Below are 14,287 nucleotides of genomic sequence, written 5' to 3'. Positions count from 1 at the left end.
GCGGGCACAAATCACGCTCAGCGCACAATGGGTGTAAAAGGCAGCATAAAGAGGCAAGATACCGACAAATCACCGCAAAACATCTTTTCCCATGTTGTGCAAACAAGCCGACTTGGGGCACATAACAGTTTATCGGTAGGGGCTCTTTGCCTTAATCTTTAGTGAGAAGACACGGACTCCGGGCTACGCGTTGTGTCGGTTTCATTGAAATAGATTTTTAAACGAAGTTATAGCGATGATAACGTTATCAAAAAGATTTTTTAACTCATTTTCACAAATGACGGGGCTTGGCGCCACATCGGCGCCCTAAAAAGGCAGATCCAGTCCATCCCAATGACGGGTGATGGCATCACGGAACAAGCCCTGGATACGCGCCAAGGCCTCTGCGTTGTCGGCCTCAAAACGAAGCACCGCCACAGGCGTGGTATTCGATGCCCGTATCAGGCCAAAACCATCCTTGAACTCAACGCGCAGGCCATCCAGGGTGATGCGATCGATTTCTCCCGCAAACCGCAGGTGTTGGAGCTTTTCAAGCAATAGGGGCGCCTCCCCCTCTTTCATTGCAATATTGAGTTCAGGAGTGCTGACAGCCGTGGGCAAAGCCTTGAGCACAGCATTGGCGTCCGGGCTGCGTGACAGAATCTCAAGCAGGCGCGCACCGGCATACAGGCCATCGTCAAAGCCATACCAGCGATCCTTGAAGAAGATATGCCCACTCATCTCGCCTGCGAGTGGCGCCCCTGTTTCGCGTAACTTGGCCTTGAGCAGAGCATGGCCGGTTTTCCACATCAATGGCTGACCACCGTGCGCACGAATCCAAGGTGCCAGCTTGCCACTGCACTTGATGTCGTAAATGATCTGCGCTCCCGGTTGGCGGCTCAACAGCTCGGCCGCAAACAGCATGAGCTGGCGATCCGGATAAATGATTTCCCCATCCTGGGTAACCACCCCAAGGCGATCCCCGTCCCCGTCAAAAGCCAGGCCGATTTCAGCATCGCCCTGCCACAGCGCATGGATCACGTCTTGTAGATTCTCTGCCTTGGAAGGGTCAGGATGATGGTGAGGAAAAGTACCATCCACCTCGGAGAACAGCTCGGTCAACTCACAACCAAGCCGCCGGAAGAGTTCGGGCGCGGTATTGCCCGCCACACCATTACCGGAATCCAGCACAATCTTCATCGGCCGAGCAAGCCGGACATCACCCAGAATGCGCTCAATATAGGCGGGGCGCACGTCGGTGCGGGTCACACGCCCTACGCCTGCAACAAAATCCCCTTCTACAATGCGGCGGCGCAGATCCTGGATCAACTCTCCATGTAAAGTCTGATCCTGCAACACCATTTTCAGGCCGTTATAGTCAGGCGGATTGTGACTGCCGGTAATCGAGACGCAGGAATGTGCCCCCAGGTGATAAGCCGCAAAGTAGGTGACGGGGGTCGCCACGCAACCAATATCGATGACATCAACACCTGTGCGGGTAATACCATCGGTGAGCGCCTCGGCAAATGCGGGGCCAGATAAACGCCCATCCCGCCCGACCACGATTGTCTTCTGCGCCTGGGCGATTGCAGCCGATCCCAAAGCTCGCCCGATTGCACACACAGCGTCAACAGTCAGACTGGAGCCAACAATACCTCGAATGTCATACGTCTTGAAAATTTCCGGAGCCAGTGTCTGCATGGATGCGTCTTTGAAAGATATGTGTCGTCAAGAATTCTAGCACCATCAACCCGCCAAGCCGCCCAAGAGCCCACCGCGAGCCGGCCTCTGGCATGCTATACAACAAATGCCTTCGACATTTTTCAAAAAGATACATTTCTACCCTTTTGACCGGGCATCCAAACAGCCCACAAAATTACACACATATTACATAGGCATTATTTATAAACATTCATATACCCTAACGGGCAAGTTGTTTCTCATTTTCAGAGAGGTAAATATTTACAAACCAGCAGCACTCATCACCTCTTTGTTTTTTTAATTGCCAACATATGTGAAAAGCACCGCTCATTCCCCAATGGACAGCTTCAGTCTATTCCATTCATGCCGAAAAGAGCTTGTAATGCCTACTCGGCACAGAACCGGCACGGGGAACAAGGCAATGACTTCCGCATTGAACGATAAACCGTCGGCAAACCCCGCTACACAGAGCGTCCCAATCACGGGGGAACTGAGTATCTACACGGCACTGGAGCTGAAAACCACGCTGCTGGATGCTTTGCATGCAAACCCAGCCTTGAAGCTGAACCTCGCCAACGTCACCGTGATGGATGGCGCAGGCCTTCAGGTGCTCGTCATGCTCAAGCGTGAGGCGCTACAACTGAACAAAGAGCTGACCCTGACCCAACATAGCGAAGCCGTGCTGAGGGTGCTGGATCTTTCGAACATGACCGGATACTTCGGCGATCCGCTGGTGCTCTGCGCCGAAGCATCCAACTAAAAGGGACGATCATGGACGAACAGATGCTACAGGCGCGGCAAGCGTTCATTGAAGAAGCGCGGGATCTCCTCCAGGCCATGGAAACCATCCTCCTGCAAGCCGAGGAAGGCCAGTGCGATACCGAGGCCATCAACGCCCTATTCCGCAGCGCCCACACCATCAAGGGTTCGGCAGGCTTGTTTGGGCTGGATGCCATTGTGGCTTTCACCCACACCCTTGAGAACGTGCTTGAAAACGTGCGTGCCGGCACACAAACGCTGGATGCCTCACTTGCCAGCCTGCTCCTCAATTGTGCGGACCACTTGGGAAACCTCGTTGAATTGGCCACACAGCTCCGAGGGGAAGACACCGACATCACGGTGGATGCTGCCACCGCAGAAACCGGCAAGGCCCTGCAGGCCGAATTATCCCGATACCTGAACACGCCCAGCCCATCCACCCCTCCCCCATCGAGCAGGGTTGCAGAAGCCGCGCCGCCGGTTGAGAAAATCGCCAAAGATACTGTCGAGGCAGACACCTGGCATATCTCTCTGCGCTTTGGCACAGAAGTATTCCGGCATGGCATGGACCCCCTGTGCTTTGTCTCCTACCTGTCTGAAGTGGGGGAACTCAAGCAAGTCAGTACGCTGATTGATGCCATGCCCAGCGCTGCAGAGATGGACCCTGAATCCTGCTACCTGGGGTTCGAGATTGATCTGCACAGCACTGCCACCAAAGAAACCATTGAGTCGGTATTCGACTTTGTGCGTGAAGACTGTGCCATCCGGATCATCCCCCCTTATTCCGAACTACAGACCTATGTCCGTCTGATTGAAGAATTATCTGAAGATGCGCTCCAGATTGGGGAGATTCTCGTCCGTGGCGGCGCACTGACCCCAAACGAACTCGCCAATGCCCTCGCCGCCCAGGCACAGCAGGGGGAAGCGCGCCAATTGATTGGTGAATTGCTGGTCAATGAGGGGATCGCCGCCAAAGAAGTGGTTCAGGCCGCGCTGGAAAAACAGAAGGTCAACACCACCAAGAAGATTTCCGAAACAAAATTCCTCAAGGTGGCGGCCGATCGCCTGGACAGCCTGATCAATCTCGTCGGCGAATTGGTCATCGCGGGTGCTACTACCGCAGCCCTGGCCTCCAAGGACGGCAATGCGGCCTTGCAGGAGTCGACCAATGTTCTGTCGCGTCTAGTAGAGGAAATCCGCGACTCGGCCCTACGCATGCGCATGGTGCCCATTGGCGAGACGTTTTCCCGCTTCCCGCGCGTGGTACGCGATGTTTCACGCGAGCTGGGCAAAGACATCGAACTGAAGATTTCCGGCGGTGAAACCGAACTAGACAAATCCATGGTGGAACACATTGGTGACCCACTGATGCATCTGGTACGCAACGCCATCGATCACGGCATCGAACCTTCTGCCAAGCGCATCGCGGCAGGCAAACCCGCAACAGGCACGCTGCATCTGAATGCCTTCCATGATTCCGGCAGCGTGGTGCTGGAGGTACGCGACGATGGCGGCGGCCTGGATCGCAACCGCATCCGCACCAAGGCCATCGAACGCGGGCTGATCACCGACGATGTGGTATTGGCAGACAGAGATCTGCTGCGCCTGATCTTTGAACCCGGCTTCTCAACCGCCGCTGAAGTCACCAATCTCTCTGGTCGTGGCGTAGGCATGGATGTGGTCAAGCGCAACATTGAGGCCATGCGCGGCACCATCGAGCTGGAGAGCGCAGAAAACGTAGGCACCACCATCCGCCTGCGCCTGCCGCTCACCCTGGCCATCATTGATGGATTTGTCATTTCCGTAGGCAAGGCCTATTTCATCACCCCGCTGGAAATGGTCATGGAATGCCTGGAACTCAAGGGCGTGGCCAGCGACTCGCACTACCTGAATCTGCGCGGCGAGGTGCTGCCCTTTGTACGCCTGCGCGAGCTGTTTGAACTGGAAGGCGAACCCTCACGGCACGAGAACGTAGTGGTCGTGCGTTGTGGCGGGCAAAAAGCCGGTATCGTGGTTGATGTACTGCACGGCGAAGCACAAACCGTTATCAAGCCCCTGCCAAGCCTGTTCAGAAAACTGCGCGGCATTGGCGGCTCAACCATTCTGGGCAGTGGAGAAGTCGCCTTGATCCTGGATGTCATGGCCCTGATCGAGTTGGCCGTAACAACCGACACCCGAACACGACTCACCTGCAACGAATAGTCACACTGCATCGTTTAAGAAATCCGCCACGCGGATATCCATGTTACGTGAAGGAGGAAGGCACCATGTCTGTGTTTAAACGCCTGTACCTGTTAGTGGCGGTATCTGTACTCGGCCTGGTATTCATTGCCGGGTTTGGCTGGTCTCAGATGGAAAAGGTATATCAGACCACAAACTATGCCAATATCAACACCGTACCAAGTCTAATTGACTTGGGAGACGTCTTCACGCCTTTCAGCCTCTACCGCGTAGCGATCTGGCAACACATGGCAAGCAGCGACGAAAAGACCAAGACTGAACTGGACAGCAAGATGGCTGCACTGCGCACCAAAGTGGAGGAAGCCCTGAAACGCTACGAAGCCAACGATCTCTCCAATGACAAAGACCGGGAATTACTCAATAACGACAGAACCGGTCTGGCAGAATACTGGGCCATTGCAGACAAGGTTTTGTCTCTCTCCCGGCAAAACAAAAACAATGAAGCCCGTGACTACCTGTATGCCAATCAGGCCACCGTCGCGAAAATTACCAACGCATTTGAAGAGCACCAGAAATTCAACGTCGACCTTGCGAAATCGACCGCAGCCGAAGCAGCTCAGTCCAAGAGTACCGCCACGACGATACAGTTGGTCGTATCCTTGCTCGTTGCCATTGCCGTATTCGCCCTAGGGCTTTTCATTATCAAGGGGCTGCGCAAGGTGCTGGGCGGAGAACCCGCCTATGCAGCGGAGTGCGTGCAGCGTGTTGCCGCCGGTGAGCTGGCGACTGCGGTGCAGCTTGGCAAAGGCGACACCACGTCTCTGCTCGCCATGCTTGAAGCCATGCGCAACACCATCCGCAACCTGATCGGCGAACTCAATCACATGAGCACCGAACATGACAAGGGTGACATTGATGTCGTCATCCCAGCCAATAACTTCATGGGCGACTACAAGTTGATGGCCGAGGGCGTCAACAGCATGGTGCTGGGTCACATTTCAGTCAAAAAGAAAGCCATGGCCTGTATCGCAGAATTCGGGCGTGGCAACTTTGATGCGCCGCTTGAAAAGTTCCCTGGTAAGAAAGCCTTTATCAACGATACCACTGAACAAGTCCGCAGCAATCTCAAGGCGTTGATTGCAGACACCTCTGACCTGGTTGCCGGCGCCGTGCAACTCCAGTTGGACAAGCGTGCAGATGCCAGCAAACACCAAGGAGACTTCCGCAAGATCGTGGAAGGGATCAACGCTACGCTGGATGCAATTGTCGTTCCGGTCAACGCCCTGATCAGCGATGCCACCATGCTGAGCGAGGCAGCCATCGCAGGTAAATTCTCTACGCGTGCAGACGTAAATCGCCACAAAGCAGCCTTCAAGCAAGTGATTCAAGGCTTCAATGGCACGCTGGACACCGTGGTCGACAAGATGACCTGGTATCAATCAATCGTCGATTCCGTGCCCTTCCCGATCCATGTCATGGACATGGACATGAAATGGACCTTCCTGAACAAGGCGTTTGAAAAACTGATGGTCGGCCAAGGCTATATCAAGGATCGTGACTCCGCCTATGGCATGCCTTGCAGCACCGCCAACGCCAACATCTGCAATACCAAGGGCTGCGGCGTGCAGCAGTTGAAGGTCGGCGTGAAACAAAGCCACTTTGACTGGTGCGGCATGCGCTGCAAGCAGGATACCGCGCATGTCCATAACGCCAAGGGCGAACAGGTGGGCTATGTTGAAACCGTGACCGACCTGACGGCCCTGCTGCAAACGGGTGACTACACCAAGGTCGAAGTGGTGCGCCTGTCGAAGAACCTTGAAAAACTCGCTGGCGGTAATTTGAATCTGGATCTGACGGTAGCCGAAGGCGATCAGCATACCAAGGACGCGAAGGCCAGCTTTGCACAGATTAATACAGCGCTTGCAAAAGCGAAAGACGCTGTAGAGTCGCTGGTGGTAGACACCAAGACGCTCAGCCAATCTGCCGTCAAGGGTGAGTTGAAGAGCCGTGCCGATGTCGCCAGGCATCAAGGCGAATTCCGTGCCGTGGTACAAGGCGTAAATGACACACTTGATGCGGTGATCTCACCACTTGACATGGCTGCGGATTATATCAATCGCATTTCTCGTGGAGACATCCCGGCCAAGATCACCGATGCCTATAATGGCGACTTCAATGTATTGAAGAACAACCTCAATACATGTATCGACAACATCAATGCCCTGGTCACCGATACGGCCATGCTAGCCAAGGCAGCCGTTGATCTGAAGCTGGATACGCGGGCCGATGCCAGCAAGCACCAAGGCGATTTCCGGCGCATTGTGGAGGGCGTCAACAACACACTGGATGCCGTCATCGGGCCGCTGAACATCCTGATTACAGATGTGCAGACGTTGGCCAGTGCCGTGTTGCACGGACAATTGGCTGACCGTGGCGACACCAACAAGCATCGTGGTCAATTCAAGCAAGTTGTGGAAGGCTTGAATTCAGTGATGGATGCCATCAGCACCCCTGTTGCCGAGCTGCGCGCGGTAATGGGTGAAGTGGAGGCCGGCAACCTGACTATCTCCATGACAAAGCCTTATCAAGGCACCTTTGATGAACTGAAGTCGGCCGTCAATGGCACCATTGCCAAGCTGGCGGAAACCATCTCTCAAGTGACCGAAGCGGCCACGAACCTGGGCAACGCTTCCGAACAGGTTTCGTCCACGGCTCAATCGCTCTCACAAGCAACCTCGGAACAGGCTGCAAGCGTGGAGGAAACCTCGGCATCAATCGAACAGATGAGTTCTTCAATCACGCAGAATACCGAGAACTCCAAGGTGACCGATGGCATTGCCACGCAGGCGGCGAAGAACGCCGAACAGGGCGGCAAGGCGGTTTCCGATACGGCGCATGCCATGAAGTCGATTGCCGAAAAAATTGGCATCATCGATGACATTGCCTACCAGACGAATCTGCTGGCCCTGAATGCGGCCATCGAAGCCGCCCGTGCAGGCGAACATGGCAAGGGCTTTGCGGTAGTGGCGGCAGAAGTACGCAAGCTGGCTGAACGCTCGCAAGTAGCCGCGCGCGAAATCGGCGAAACAGCGTCTTCCAGCGTTCAGTTGGCCGAGCGCGCAGGCAAGCTGTTGGATGACATCGTACCCGCCATCCGCAAGACGGCTGATCTGGTACAGGAAATTACCGCAGCTTCGCAAGAGCAAACCACGGGTGCAACACAGATCAACCAGACCATGGATCAGCTCAACCGCACTACTCAGCAAAACGCGTCCAGCGCGGAGGAGCTTTCCGCTACCTCGGAAGAGATGAGCGCACAGGCCGAGCAGCTACAGGAGTTGATGGGGTTCTTCAAGGTCGAAACGGGTCATGCAAGTGATCGCAGCACGCGTGTTGCCAAGGCAGGCAAAGGGCAGAAGATGCGTGATATCCACACGGACAGCAAGAGCCATGCCGTCGGCTTTGAGAAATTCTAAGGAGGTTTGCCATGGTGCAGATTGCAGAAGCCAGCGCTCCCGCCAGTGGCAAACCACAGACTGCCCTGGTGCTGGCAGAGCTGGGGCAGACGCTTAACACCCAGTATCTGATTTTTACCCTGGGCGGCGAGAGTTTTGCTATTGGCATATTATCCATCAAGGAGATCATCGAATTCGGACAATTGACCGAGGTACCCATGATGCCCACCGTGGTGCGGGGCGTGATCAACCTACGCGGTGCCGTCGTGCCGGTCATTGATCTGGCCGTGCGTTTTGGCCGCCCCCCCACCAAGGTGGCCCGACGAACATGCATCGTCATCATCGAACTGATCAATGATGATGTTCGCATGGATGTCGGGATCGTGGTCGATTCCGTCAATGAGGTCATTGATATCCTCAAGAACGACATTGAAGCGCCACCCAGCTTTGGCGCCCGCATACGTACCGATTTCATCGCGGGCATGGGCAAGGTCAATGGCAACTTCGTGATCATCCTTGATGTCATCAAGGTGCTCTCTTTTGAGGAAATCGAATCGATGAGCAATTTTGGAGAAAACCCGAGCCCGATTCCCCGTGAGGCTGAACACTAAGGGTCTATGGCGAGCAGAATGAACAAGGGAGATGTTATGTCAGAAAAGGCTTGCAGACGCAGTGCACAATTGGCTGGCTATGCAATTGGCGTGGTGTCGGCAATCGGTGTTGTCTGGACCGGCGGTATGACGACCGGCGCCTGGGCGTGGGCGCTTATCCAGGCAGCATCGATAGGAGCCTTCACCTGGTGGATCAGCCGTCTCTTGCTGCGGGCTTCCCCCCACGCCCTAACCGCTTCACAGCAAACAACGGAAGCAGGCAGCGCGCCGACGACCGAAGAACTGCGTTCATTGCAGCAACTGACTGAAGTCGTGGCACCTCTGTGGGGCAAGCATCTGGATACTGCCAGAAGCCAGCTCGACCATTCCGGCAACGCACTGGCCGAGCGTTTTTCAACCATCAATGCGCGCCTGAACCTGGCCAACCAGGCTGCGCAGCAAGCGGGGGCAGGCATGTCCGGCCAGGGGCCGATCGCCACACTGGTGGAAAGCGCGCAAACCCGCCTGGAAGAAGTATCAACACTTTTATCTGATGCGCTCCAAAGTAAGCGCGAATTGTTAAGCCAGATGAGTGAGCTGGTGCACCACGCAGAAGACCTTAAGCATATGGCACAAAGCGTCTCCCGGATTGCCAAGCAGACCAATCTGCTGGCGCTGAATGCGGCCATTGAAGCGGCCCGTGCGGGTGAATTCGGGCGTGGCTTTGCAGTGGTGGCAGATGAGGTGCGCAAACTCTCGGTACAGTCCGATGATGCAGGCAGAAAAATGACGAGCATCGTGGCAGGCATCTCCACCGCCATTCTGCGCGCCAGCGAATTGGCGGAACAAACCAGAGACCAGGAGCAGGAAAACCTGCAAACCAGCAAACAGACGATTGCATGTGTGACAGGCGATTTCAAGCAGGCAGCCCAGGGGCTTGCAGGTGCCAGCAGCGACCTTTTTGCCGAAAGCAAGAAAGTGCAGACGGATGTTGACGAAGTGCTGGTAGAGATGCAATTCCATGACCGCGTCAGCCAAATCCTCGCGCATATCCAGTCAGACATCATGCGTTACAGCAAAATGCTAGGTGATTACAAAGAGGGGCGAATCTCCGCCCACGATATTGATGTCGACATGTGGTTGCAAGAGATGGAAAAAGGCTACACGACACTTGAACAGCACACAGTCCATTCTGGAAAACAAACCAGTGGCCAAGAAGAAGAAATTACTTTTTTCTGAGCACACCGGCAAAGGTATTGGATAAACGGGAATTCCTCACATGAGCAAAACTATCTTGATCGTCGATGATTCAGCCTCTCTCCGCCAAGTCGTGCGGATCGCACTCACCAATGCGGGCTATGCAGTCATCGAAGCAGAAGATGGCAAAGATGCCCTAGGCAAACTGGATGGCACCAAGATTCATCTGATCATCAGCGACGTCAACATGCCAATCATGGATGGCATTGAGTTTCTGAAAAATGTCAAAACTCATGCCAACTACAAATTCACGCCGGTCATCATGCTCACCACGGAAGGAGGGGAAGCCAAGAAACTTCAAGGGCAGCAAGCCGGTGCAAGGGCATGGGTGGTAAAACCTTTCAAACCGGAACAACTACTCAATGCGGTATCAAAACTGGTGATGGCTTAGACCTGTTGATGATCGCTGGCGCGTGGATCGCAGAGTCAGCATACATACCCGATACATAATTATATTGCACATTGCATAACCCTTCTTTGCTGCCAAGCAGCAGCATGGCACACAGATCACAGGCCGATTTTACAGTCATGGTCACATGCAATCTCACTGCAAGATTGCAGACTGGCTCCTGGAGGCGCCAATAAAAATGGCTGGTTCGAAAACCATGGAAACGACCGGTGGACAAATCAGCGATAAGGATTTCGCGCTATTCCAGCGTCTGATTTTCTCATTGACCGGCATTCACCTCGCATCAGCCAAAAAGCCCATGTTGTGTGGGCGCCTGGGTAAACGCCTGCGCGCCTTGGGGCTGAGTAGCTATCAAGACTATTACGAACTGATTTCCTCCGCCAAGGCAAGCGAGGAACGGGAAACTTGCATCAATCTCATTACAACCAATGAGACCTATTTCTTCAGGGAACCCCGGCATTTTGATTTTCTGCGCCAACATGTTCTGCCACAGTTTCGTACCAGCCCATTAAGGGTATGGAGTGCGGCCTGCTCGTCTGGCGAAGAAGTCTACACCCTCGCACTTGTACTGGCTGAAACCTTGGGGTTGGGCAAGAATTGGGAGGTTTTCGGCTCGGACATCAGCACACACGTACTGCAAAAGGCCGCGCAAGCCATCTATCCAATGGATCGCGGAGAAAAGATTCCCAAACACATTATGCATAAGTATTGCCTGAAAGGGAAAGGAGAGAACGCCGGCCTGTTCGCCATTGACCAGGCACTGCGCAAACACGTCCGCTTTGGGCAGATCAACCTGAACACCCCGCTTCCGGATATTGGCGATTTTGACGTGGTCTTTCTACGCAACGTCATGATTTATTTTCCGGTTGAAACCAAAGCCGCCGTGGTAGAGCGACTGGCGGAGCGGATCAAACCCGGCGGTTGGCTTTTCATCGGCCACTCCGAAACACTCAACGGCGTCACCGAAGTAGTCCGGCAGATTTCGCCAACGATCTACAGGAAAACGAGGGAATAGGCACCATGCCCACAAAAACCCTCGATACACCATTGGCATCGAATCAAGATGTCTGCGATGAAAACCAGATCATCGATGTTTTCCTTCAGCCCGGCGACCTCTATTTCGGCGATGCGGATACGCGCATTCGCACCATACTGGGGTCATGCATCGCCATCACGCTTTGGCACCCAGAAAAGAAAATTGGCGGGATGTGCCACTTTCTGTTGCCCACCCGAGGGCATTCACATCATCACCGGGACCTGGACGGGCGCTATTGTGACGAAGCCATTGCCTTATTTGCCAAAGCCATGGCGCGCCACCGTACTCCTCCGAATGAGTATGAAGCCAAGGTTTTCGGCGGTGGCAACATGTTCCCGGCCCATATACACCGAGGAGCCAGCAATATTGGCGCCCGTAACGCCGAGAGTGCCTTGCGCCATCTTGATACGCTGGGCATCAGGATATCCAAACACCACCTGTGTGGCGCAGGCCACAGACAGGTGATTTTTGAAGTCTGGACGGGTGACGTCTGGTTGCGCCATATGACAATATAGTACAGCCCCTTAACGCACAAAATATCACGATCATGCCAAACAAGATTTCTGTACTGATCATCGACGATTCAGCGGTGGTACGCCAGGTTACGGCAGCCATCCTGTCCAATGCGCCAGACATCCAAGTCTTGCCGCCCGCAGGAGACCCGCTGATCGCCCTGGAGCGCATGAATCAACACTGGCCGGATGTCATTGTTCTGGACGTGGAAATGCCACGTATGGACGGGATCACCTTTCTGCGCAAGATCATGGCAGAACATCCCACACCCGTGGTGATGTGCTCCTCGCTGACCGAAAAAGGCGCCCAGACCACCATGGATGCGCTCGAGGCTGGAGCTGTCGCAATTCTCACCAAACCCAAATTGGGAATCAAGGGTTTTCTTGAAGGGGCTGCGGATGATCTGATCACTGCAGTACGCGAAGCGGCTGCATCCAATGTGCGGCGCCTTAAAACCAACGCAGCCCTGATCGCCCAGCCCACGCGCCCCGTCGCCCCTGTACAAAGCTCGCACGCCATGGCACGCACAACCGAATCGGTTGTGGCCATTGGCACCTCAACCGGTGGCACACAAGCGCTGGAAATCCTGCTCCGAACCATGCCACGCGTGGCGCCGGGGATGGTAATCGTTCAACATATGCCAGAGAAATTCACCGCAGCCTTCTCAAAACGCCTCAACGATCTATGTGAAATCGAGGTCATCGAAGGCAAGGCCGGGGATCGTGTCATCCCTGGCCGCGCCATTATAGCCCCCGGAGGCAAGCACATGGCTTTGACGCGTAGCGGGGCACAATATCGTGTCGAGATTCTGGATGGCCCCCCGGTCAGCAGACATCGTCCATCGGTCGATGTGCTTTTCCGCTCCGTTGCTAAATATGCTGGCCGCAATGCACTAGGGGTCATTATGACGGGCATGGGTGACGATGGCGCCCACGGGATGGTGGAAATGCATAACGAGGGCGCATTCACCATCGCACAAGATGAGGAAACATGCGTGGTATATGGCATGCCCAAAGTTGCAGTCAGGCTCGGCGCGGTTGACCTGTCGCTCCCGCTGCAACGTATCGGAGCCGAAATCCTGGCGCGAACCTGAACAGCAATATCCTTATGCCTGTGGAGGCAGGATTGCGCGCATCCTCCCCACAACATAGCGTTCAAATATTACCGCCAGCACCTGTTGATAGGCCGCAAGATCAAATGCCATGGCATCTGCCCGCACTTGTTCCACGACGCCTCCGCATTCTGGAATCGCGGCCAACTTTCCCTCTTTGAACAACCCGGCTATCTTCTGGATGAACTGGAGCGCCAACGGGCTAACATCGTGTTCCAGCACTATGTCATTCAACTCACACAGCACATAGATCACTGCGCCCTCACGTAGCCATTTTTCATCAATCCCAAGGTTTGGTGCAACACGCACATCCAGAAAATCAAAACCATTGAAATCATCGGGGGCGACGTGCGCCGTAACCACATGGCCGAAGCCCCCCTCCTTCAGCAGGTGGTAATACAGCAAGAGCACCGATGCCATAGCGCGATTGCCGACCGAACTATTGGCAAGGTGGATCAGCATAGCCATTCCCCTGCAATACGCATCGCTCAGCACGCCGCCATGAAACAGTCACGCCCCCGATCACCGCCCGCGCACCTTTTACATGCCCAGGTCCCGGAGCAGGTCCTCATGCTCACTCGTGGGCGTTGGGACCGGCTCAGGCTCTTCGGTCGGCACGGCATTGGCTTGGGCAATCAAGGCATCAGGGTCAGGGGCTTCCTGAGGTTCAAAGTCATAGAGCTTAATGAACTCGGTACGGTCAATCGCCAGCTCCAGATAAAAAATGTTGTTGCGTGCGGTGTAAAAGGTCACCCGGCGCGACTCAGGTGCATCCATGTTGGTATCTACGCTGAGCATGACCTGCTTGTTGAGCACCAGCATCTTGGGCTGATTCTGCGTGATATGGGTTTGCAACTCGCGGGCGACCTTGCCGATAAATTCGCCCACGATCTGGTTCATCAATTCCCCCATCACGTTCCCAACATCGTCCGAGGTATGGGAATTGGCAAGGCTCTCGCGGGACATACCCATGCTCAACATGTAACTCTCATAGAGTTCCATGGCCGCCGGGGCCGAAAAATTGATCACAACCAAGCCCGAGAAGCCGCCGTCGAACAGGACAAAACAACCGATATCTGGCTTCAGGCAGGTTTTGGTAATGCGCTGAACCATGCCGGAGTAGCGAATCTGGCTTTGGCTGGCAACTGACAGTACCTTGCAGACCGAATTGCACAGGCTGGTCAAAATGTCTTCAGTACCGTATGTAACGGAGTAGTCCTTGACGCTCATGATTTTATAATCGTCCTAATTGGTAGATTCACTGCTTGTTAAGCATAGCCCCTAATCCGGGGATGG

Annotated in this window: 12 protein-coding genes; 9 read left to right on the top strand and 3 right to left on the bottom strand. The window is 54.6% G+C overall.

Translation table 11 applies throughout. The features are described from left to right. Positions 1-306: 306 nt before the first annotated feature. Positions 307-1,680 carry a phosphomannomutase/phosphoglucomutase gene (locus tag B145_RS0103850; protein ID WP_018605301.1) on the bottom strand — a complete coding sequence of 458 codons (1,374 nt, stop codon included), beginning with the start codon at positions 1,678-1,680 and terminating at the stop codon, positions 307-309. Between the two features lie 421 nt (positions 1,681-2,101). Between B145_RS0103850 and B145_RS0103845 the strand changes: the two genes are divergently transcribed. The 9 genes from B145_RS0103845 to B145_RS0103805 all read left to right on the top strand — a co-directional run bounded on the left by B145_RS0103845 (position 2,102) and on the right by B145_RS0103805 (position 12,973). Next, on the top strand, positions 2,102-2,440 hold the full coding sequence (locus B145_RS0103845; protein ID WP_018605300.1) for an STAS domain-containing protein: 339 nt from the start codon (positions 2,102-2,104) through the stop codon (positions 2,438-2,440). Between the two features lie 11 nt (positions 2,441-2,451). Next, positions 2,452-4,641 (top strand): chemotaxis protein CheA, encoded by a 2,190-nt coding sequence (locus B145_RS0103840; protein ID WP_018605299.1) that lies wholly within the window; start codon positions 2,452-2,454, stop codon positions 4,639-4,641. Between the two features lie 65 nt (positions 4,642-4,706). Beyond that, positions 4,707-8,096, top strand: coding sequence for a methyl-accepting chemotaxis protein (locus B145_RS27200; protein ID WP_018605298.1), 3,390 nt, complete (start codon positions 4,707-4,709; stop codon positions 8,094-8,096). Positions 8,097-8,107: 11 nt separating this feature from the next. After that, positions 8,108-8,686 (top strand): chemotaxis protein CheW, encoded by a 579-nt coding sequence (locus tag B145_RS0103830; RefSeq protein WP_018605297.1) that lies wholly within the window; start codon positions 8,108-8,110, stop codon positions 8,684-8,686. A 6-nt stretch (positions 8,687-8,692) separates the two neighbouring features. Next, the gene (locus tag B145_RS24330) at positions 8,693-9,904 is read left to right on the top strand and encodes a methyl-accepting chemotaxis protein (RefSeq protein WP_083917601.1); all 1,212 of its coding nucleotides are present in this window, start codon (positions 8,693-8,695) and stop codon (positions 9,902-9,904) included. A gap of 40 nt (positions 9,905-9,944) precedes the next feature. After that, a complete protein-coding gene (locus B145_RS0103820) occupies positions 9,945-10,313 on the top strand; it encodes a response regulator (protein WP_018605294.1) in 369 nt (122 codons plus the stop codon). 196 nt (positions 10,314-10,509) lie between these two features. Then, entirely contained in the window at positions 10,510-11,346 is an 837-nt protein-coding gene (locus B145_RS0103815; protein WP_018605291.1) for a CheR family methyltransferase, read from the top strand. 5 nt (positions 11,347-11,351) lie between these two features. Then, positions 11,352-11,882, top strand: a complete 531-nt coding sequence (locus B145_RS0103810) for a chemotaxis protein CheD (protein ID WP_018605289.1) — start codon at positions 11,352-11,354, stop codon at positions 11,880-11,882. 32 nt (positions 11,883-11,914) lie between these two features. Then, a complete protein-coding gene (locus B145_RS0103805; protein WP_018605287.1) occupies positions 11,915-12,973 on the top strand; it encodes a protein-glutamate methylesterase/protein-glutamine glutaminase in 1,059 nt (352 codons plus the stop codon). 12 nt (positions 12,974-12,985) lie between these two features. Here B145_RS0103805 and B145_RS0103800 read toward each other — a convergent pair whose 3' ends face one another. Both B145_RS0103800 and B145_RS0103795 read right to left on the bottom strand, forming a co-directional pair. After that, complete coding sequence (locus B145_RS0103800; RefSeq protein ID WP_018605285.1) at positions 12,986-13,453, bottom strand: hypothetical protein; 468 nt, start codon at positions 13,451-13,453, stop codon at positions 12,986-12,988. A 78-nt stretch (positions 13,454-13,531) separates the two neighbouring features. Then, positions 13,532-14,221, bottom strand: coding sequence for a DUF3334 family protein (locus tag B145_RS0103795; RefSeq protein ID WP_018605283.1), 690 nt, complete (start codon positions 14,219-14,221; stop codon positions 13,532-13,534). Positions 14,222-14,287 lie beyond the last annotated feature (66 nt).

Origin of the sequence: Uliginosibacterium gangwonense DSM 18521 (assembly GCF_000373965.1) — a bacterium.
GTDB lineage: Bacteria > Pseudomonadota > Gammaproteobacteria > Burkholderiales > Rhodocyclaceae > Uliginosibacterium > Uliginosibacterium gangwonense.
Note: the sequence above shows the minus strand (reverse complement) of the source record. Positions and strands in the feature narration are given on the sequence as shown.

What these genes read in the sequence shown, in the direction of transcription:
- B145_RS0103810 (WP_018605289.1), top strand. Translation starts at nt 11,352, where the DNA reads ATGCCCACAAAAACCCTCGATACACCATTGGCATCGAATCAAGATGTC.
- B145_RS0103850 (WP_018605301.1), bottom strand. Translation starts at nt 1,680, where the DNA reads ATGCAGACACTGGCTCCGGAAATTTTCAAGACGTATGACATTCGAGGT.
- B145_RS0103830 (WP_018605297.1), top strand. Translation starts at nt 8,108, where the DNA reads ATGGTGCAGATTGCAGAAGCCAGCGCTCCCGCCAGTGGCAAACCACAG.
- B145_RS27200 (WP_018605298.1), top strand. Translation starts at nt 4,707, where the DNA reads ATGTCTGTGTTTAAACGCCTGTACCTGTTAGTGGCGGTATCTGTACTC.
- B145_RS0103795 (WP_018605283.1), bottom strand. Translation starts at nt 14,221, where the DNA reads ATGAGCGTCAAGGACTACTCCGTTACATACGGTACTGAAGACATTTTG.
- B145_RS0103805 (WP_018605287.1), top strand. Translation starts at nt 11,915, where the DNA reads ATGCCAAACAAGATTTCTGTACTGATCATCGACGATTCAGCGGTGGTA.
- B145_RS0103800 (WP_018605285.1), bottom strand. Translation starts at nt 13,453, where the DNA reads ATGCTGATCCACCTTGCCAATAGTTCGGTCGGCAATCGCGCTATGGCA.
- B145_RS0103845 (WP_018605300.1), top strand. Translation starts at nt 2,102, where the DNA reads ATGACTTCCGCATTGAACGATAAACCGTCGGCAAACCCCGCTACACAG.
- B145_RS0103820 (WP_018605294.1), top strand. Translation starts at nt 9,945, where the DNA reads ATGAGCAAAACTATCTTGATCGTCGATGATTCAGCCTCTCTCCGCCAA.
- B145_RS0103815 (WP_018605291.1), top strand. Translation starts at nt 10,510, where the DNA reads ATGGCTGGTTCGAAAACCATGGAAACGACCGGTGGACAAATCAGCGAT.
- B145_RS24330 (WP_083917601.1), top strand. Translation starts at nt 8,693, where the DNA reads ATGGCGAGCAGAATGAACAAGGGAGATGTTATGTCAGAAAAGGCTTGC.
- B145_RS0103840 (WP_018605299.1), top strand. Translation starts at nt 2,452, where the DNA reads ATGGACGAACAGATGCTACAGGCGCGGCAAGCGTTCATTGAAGAAGCG.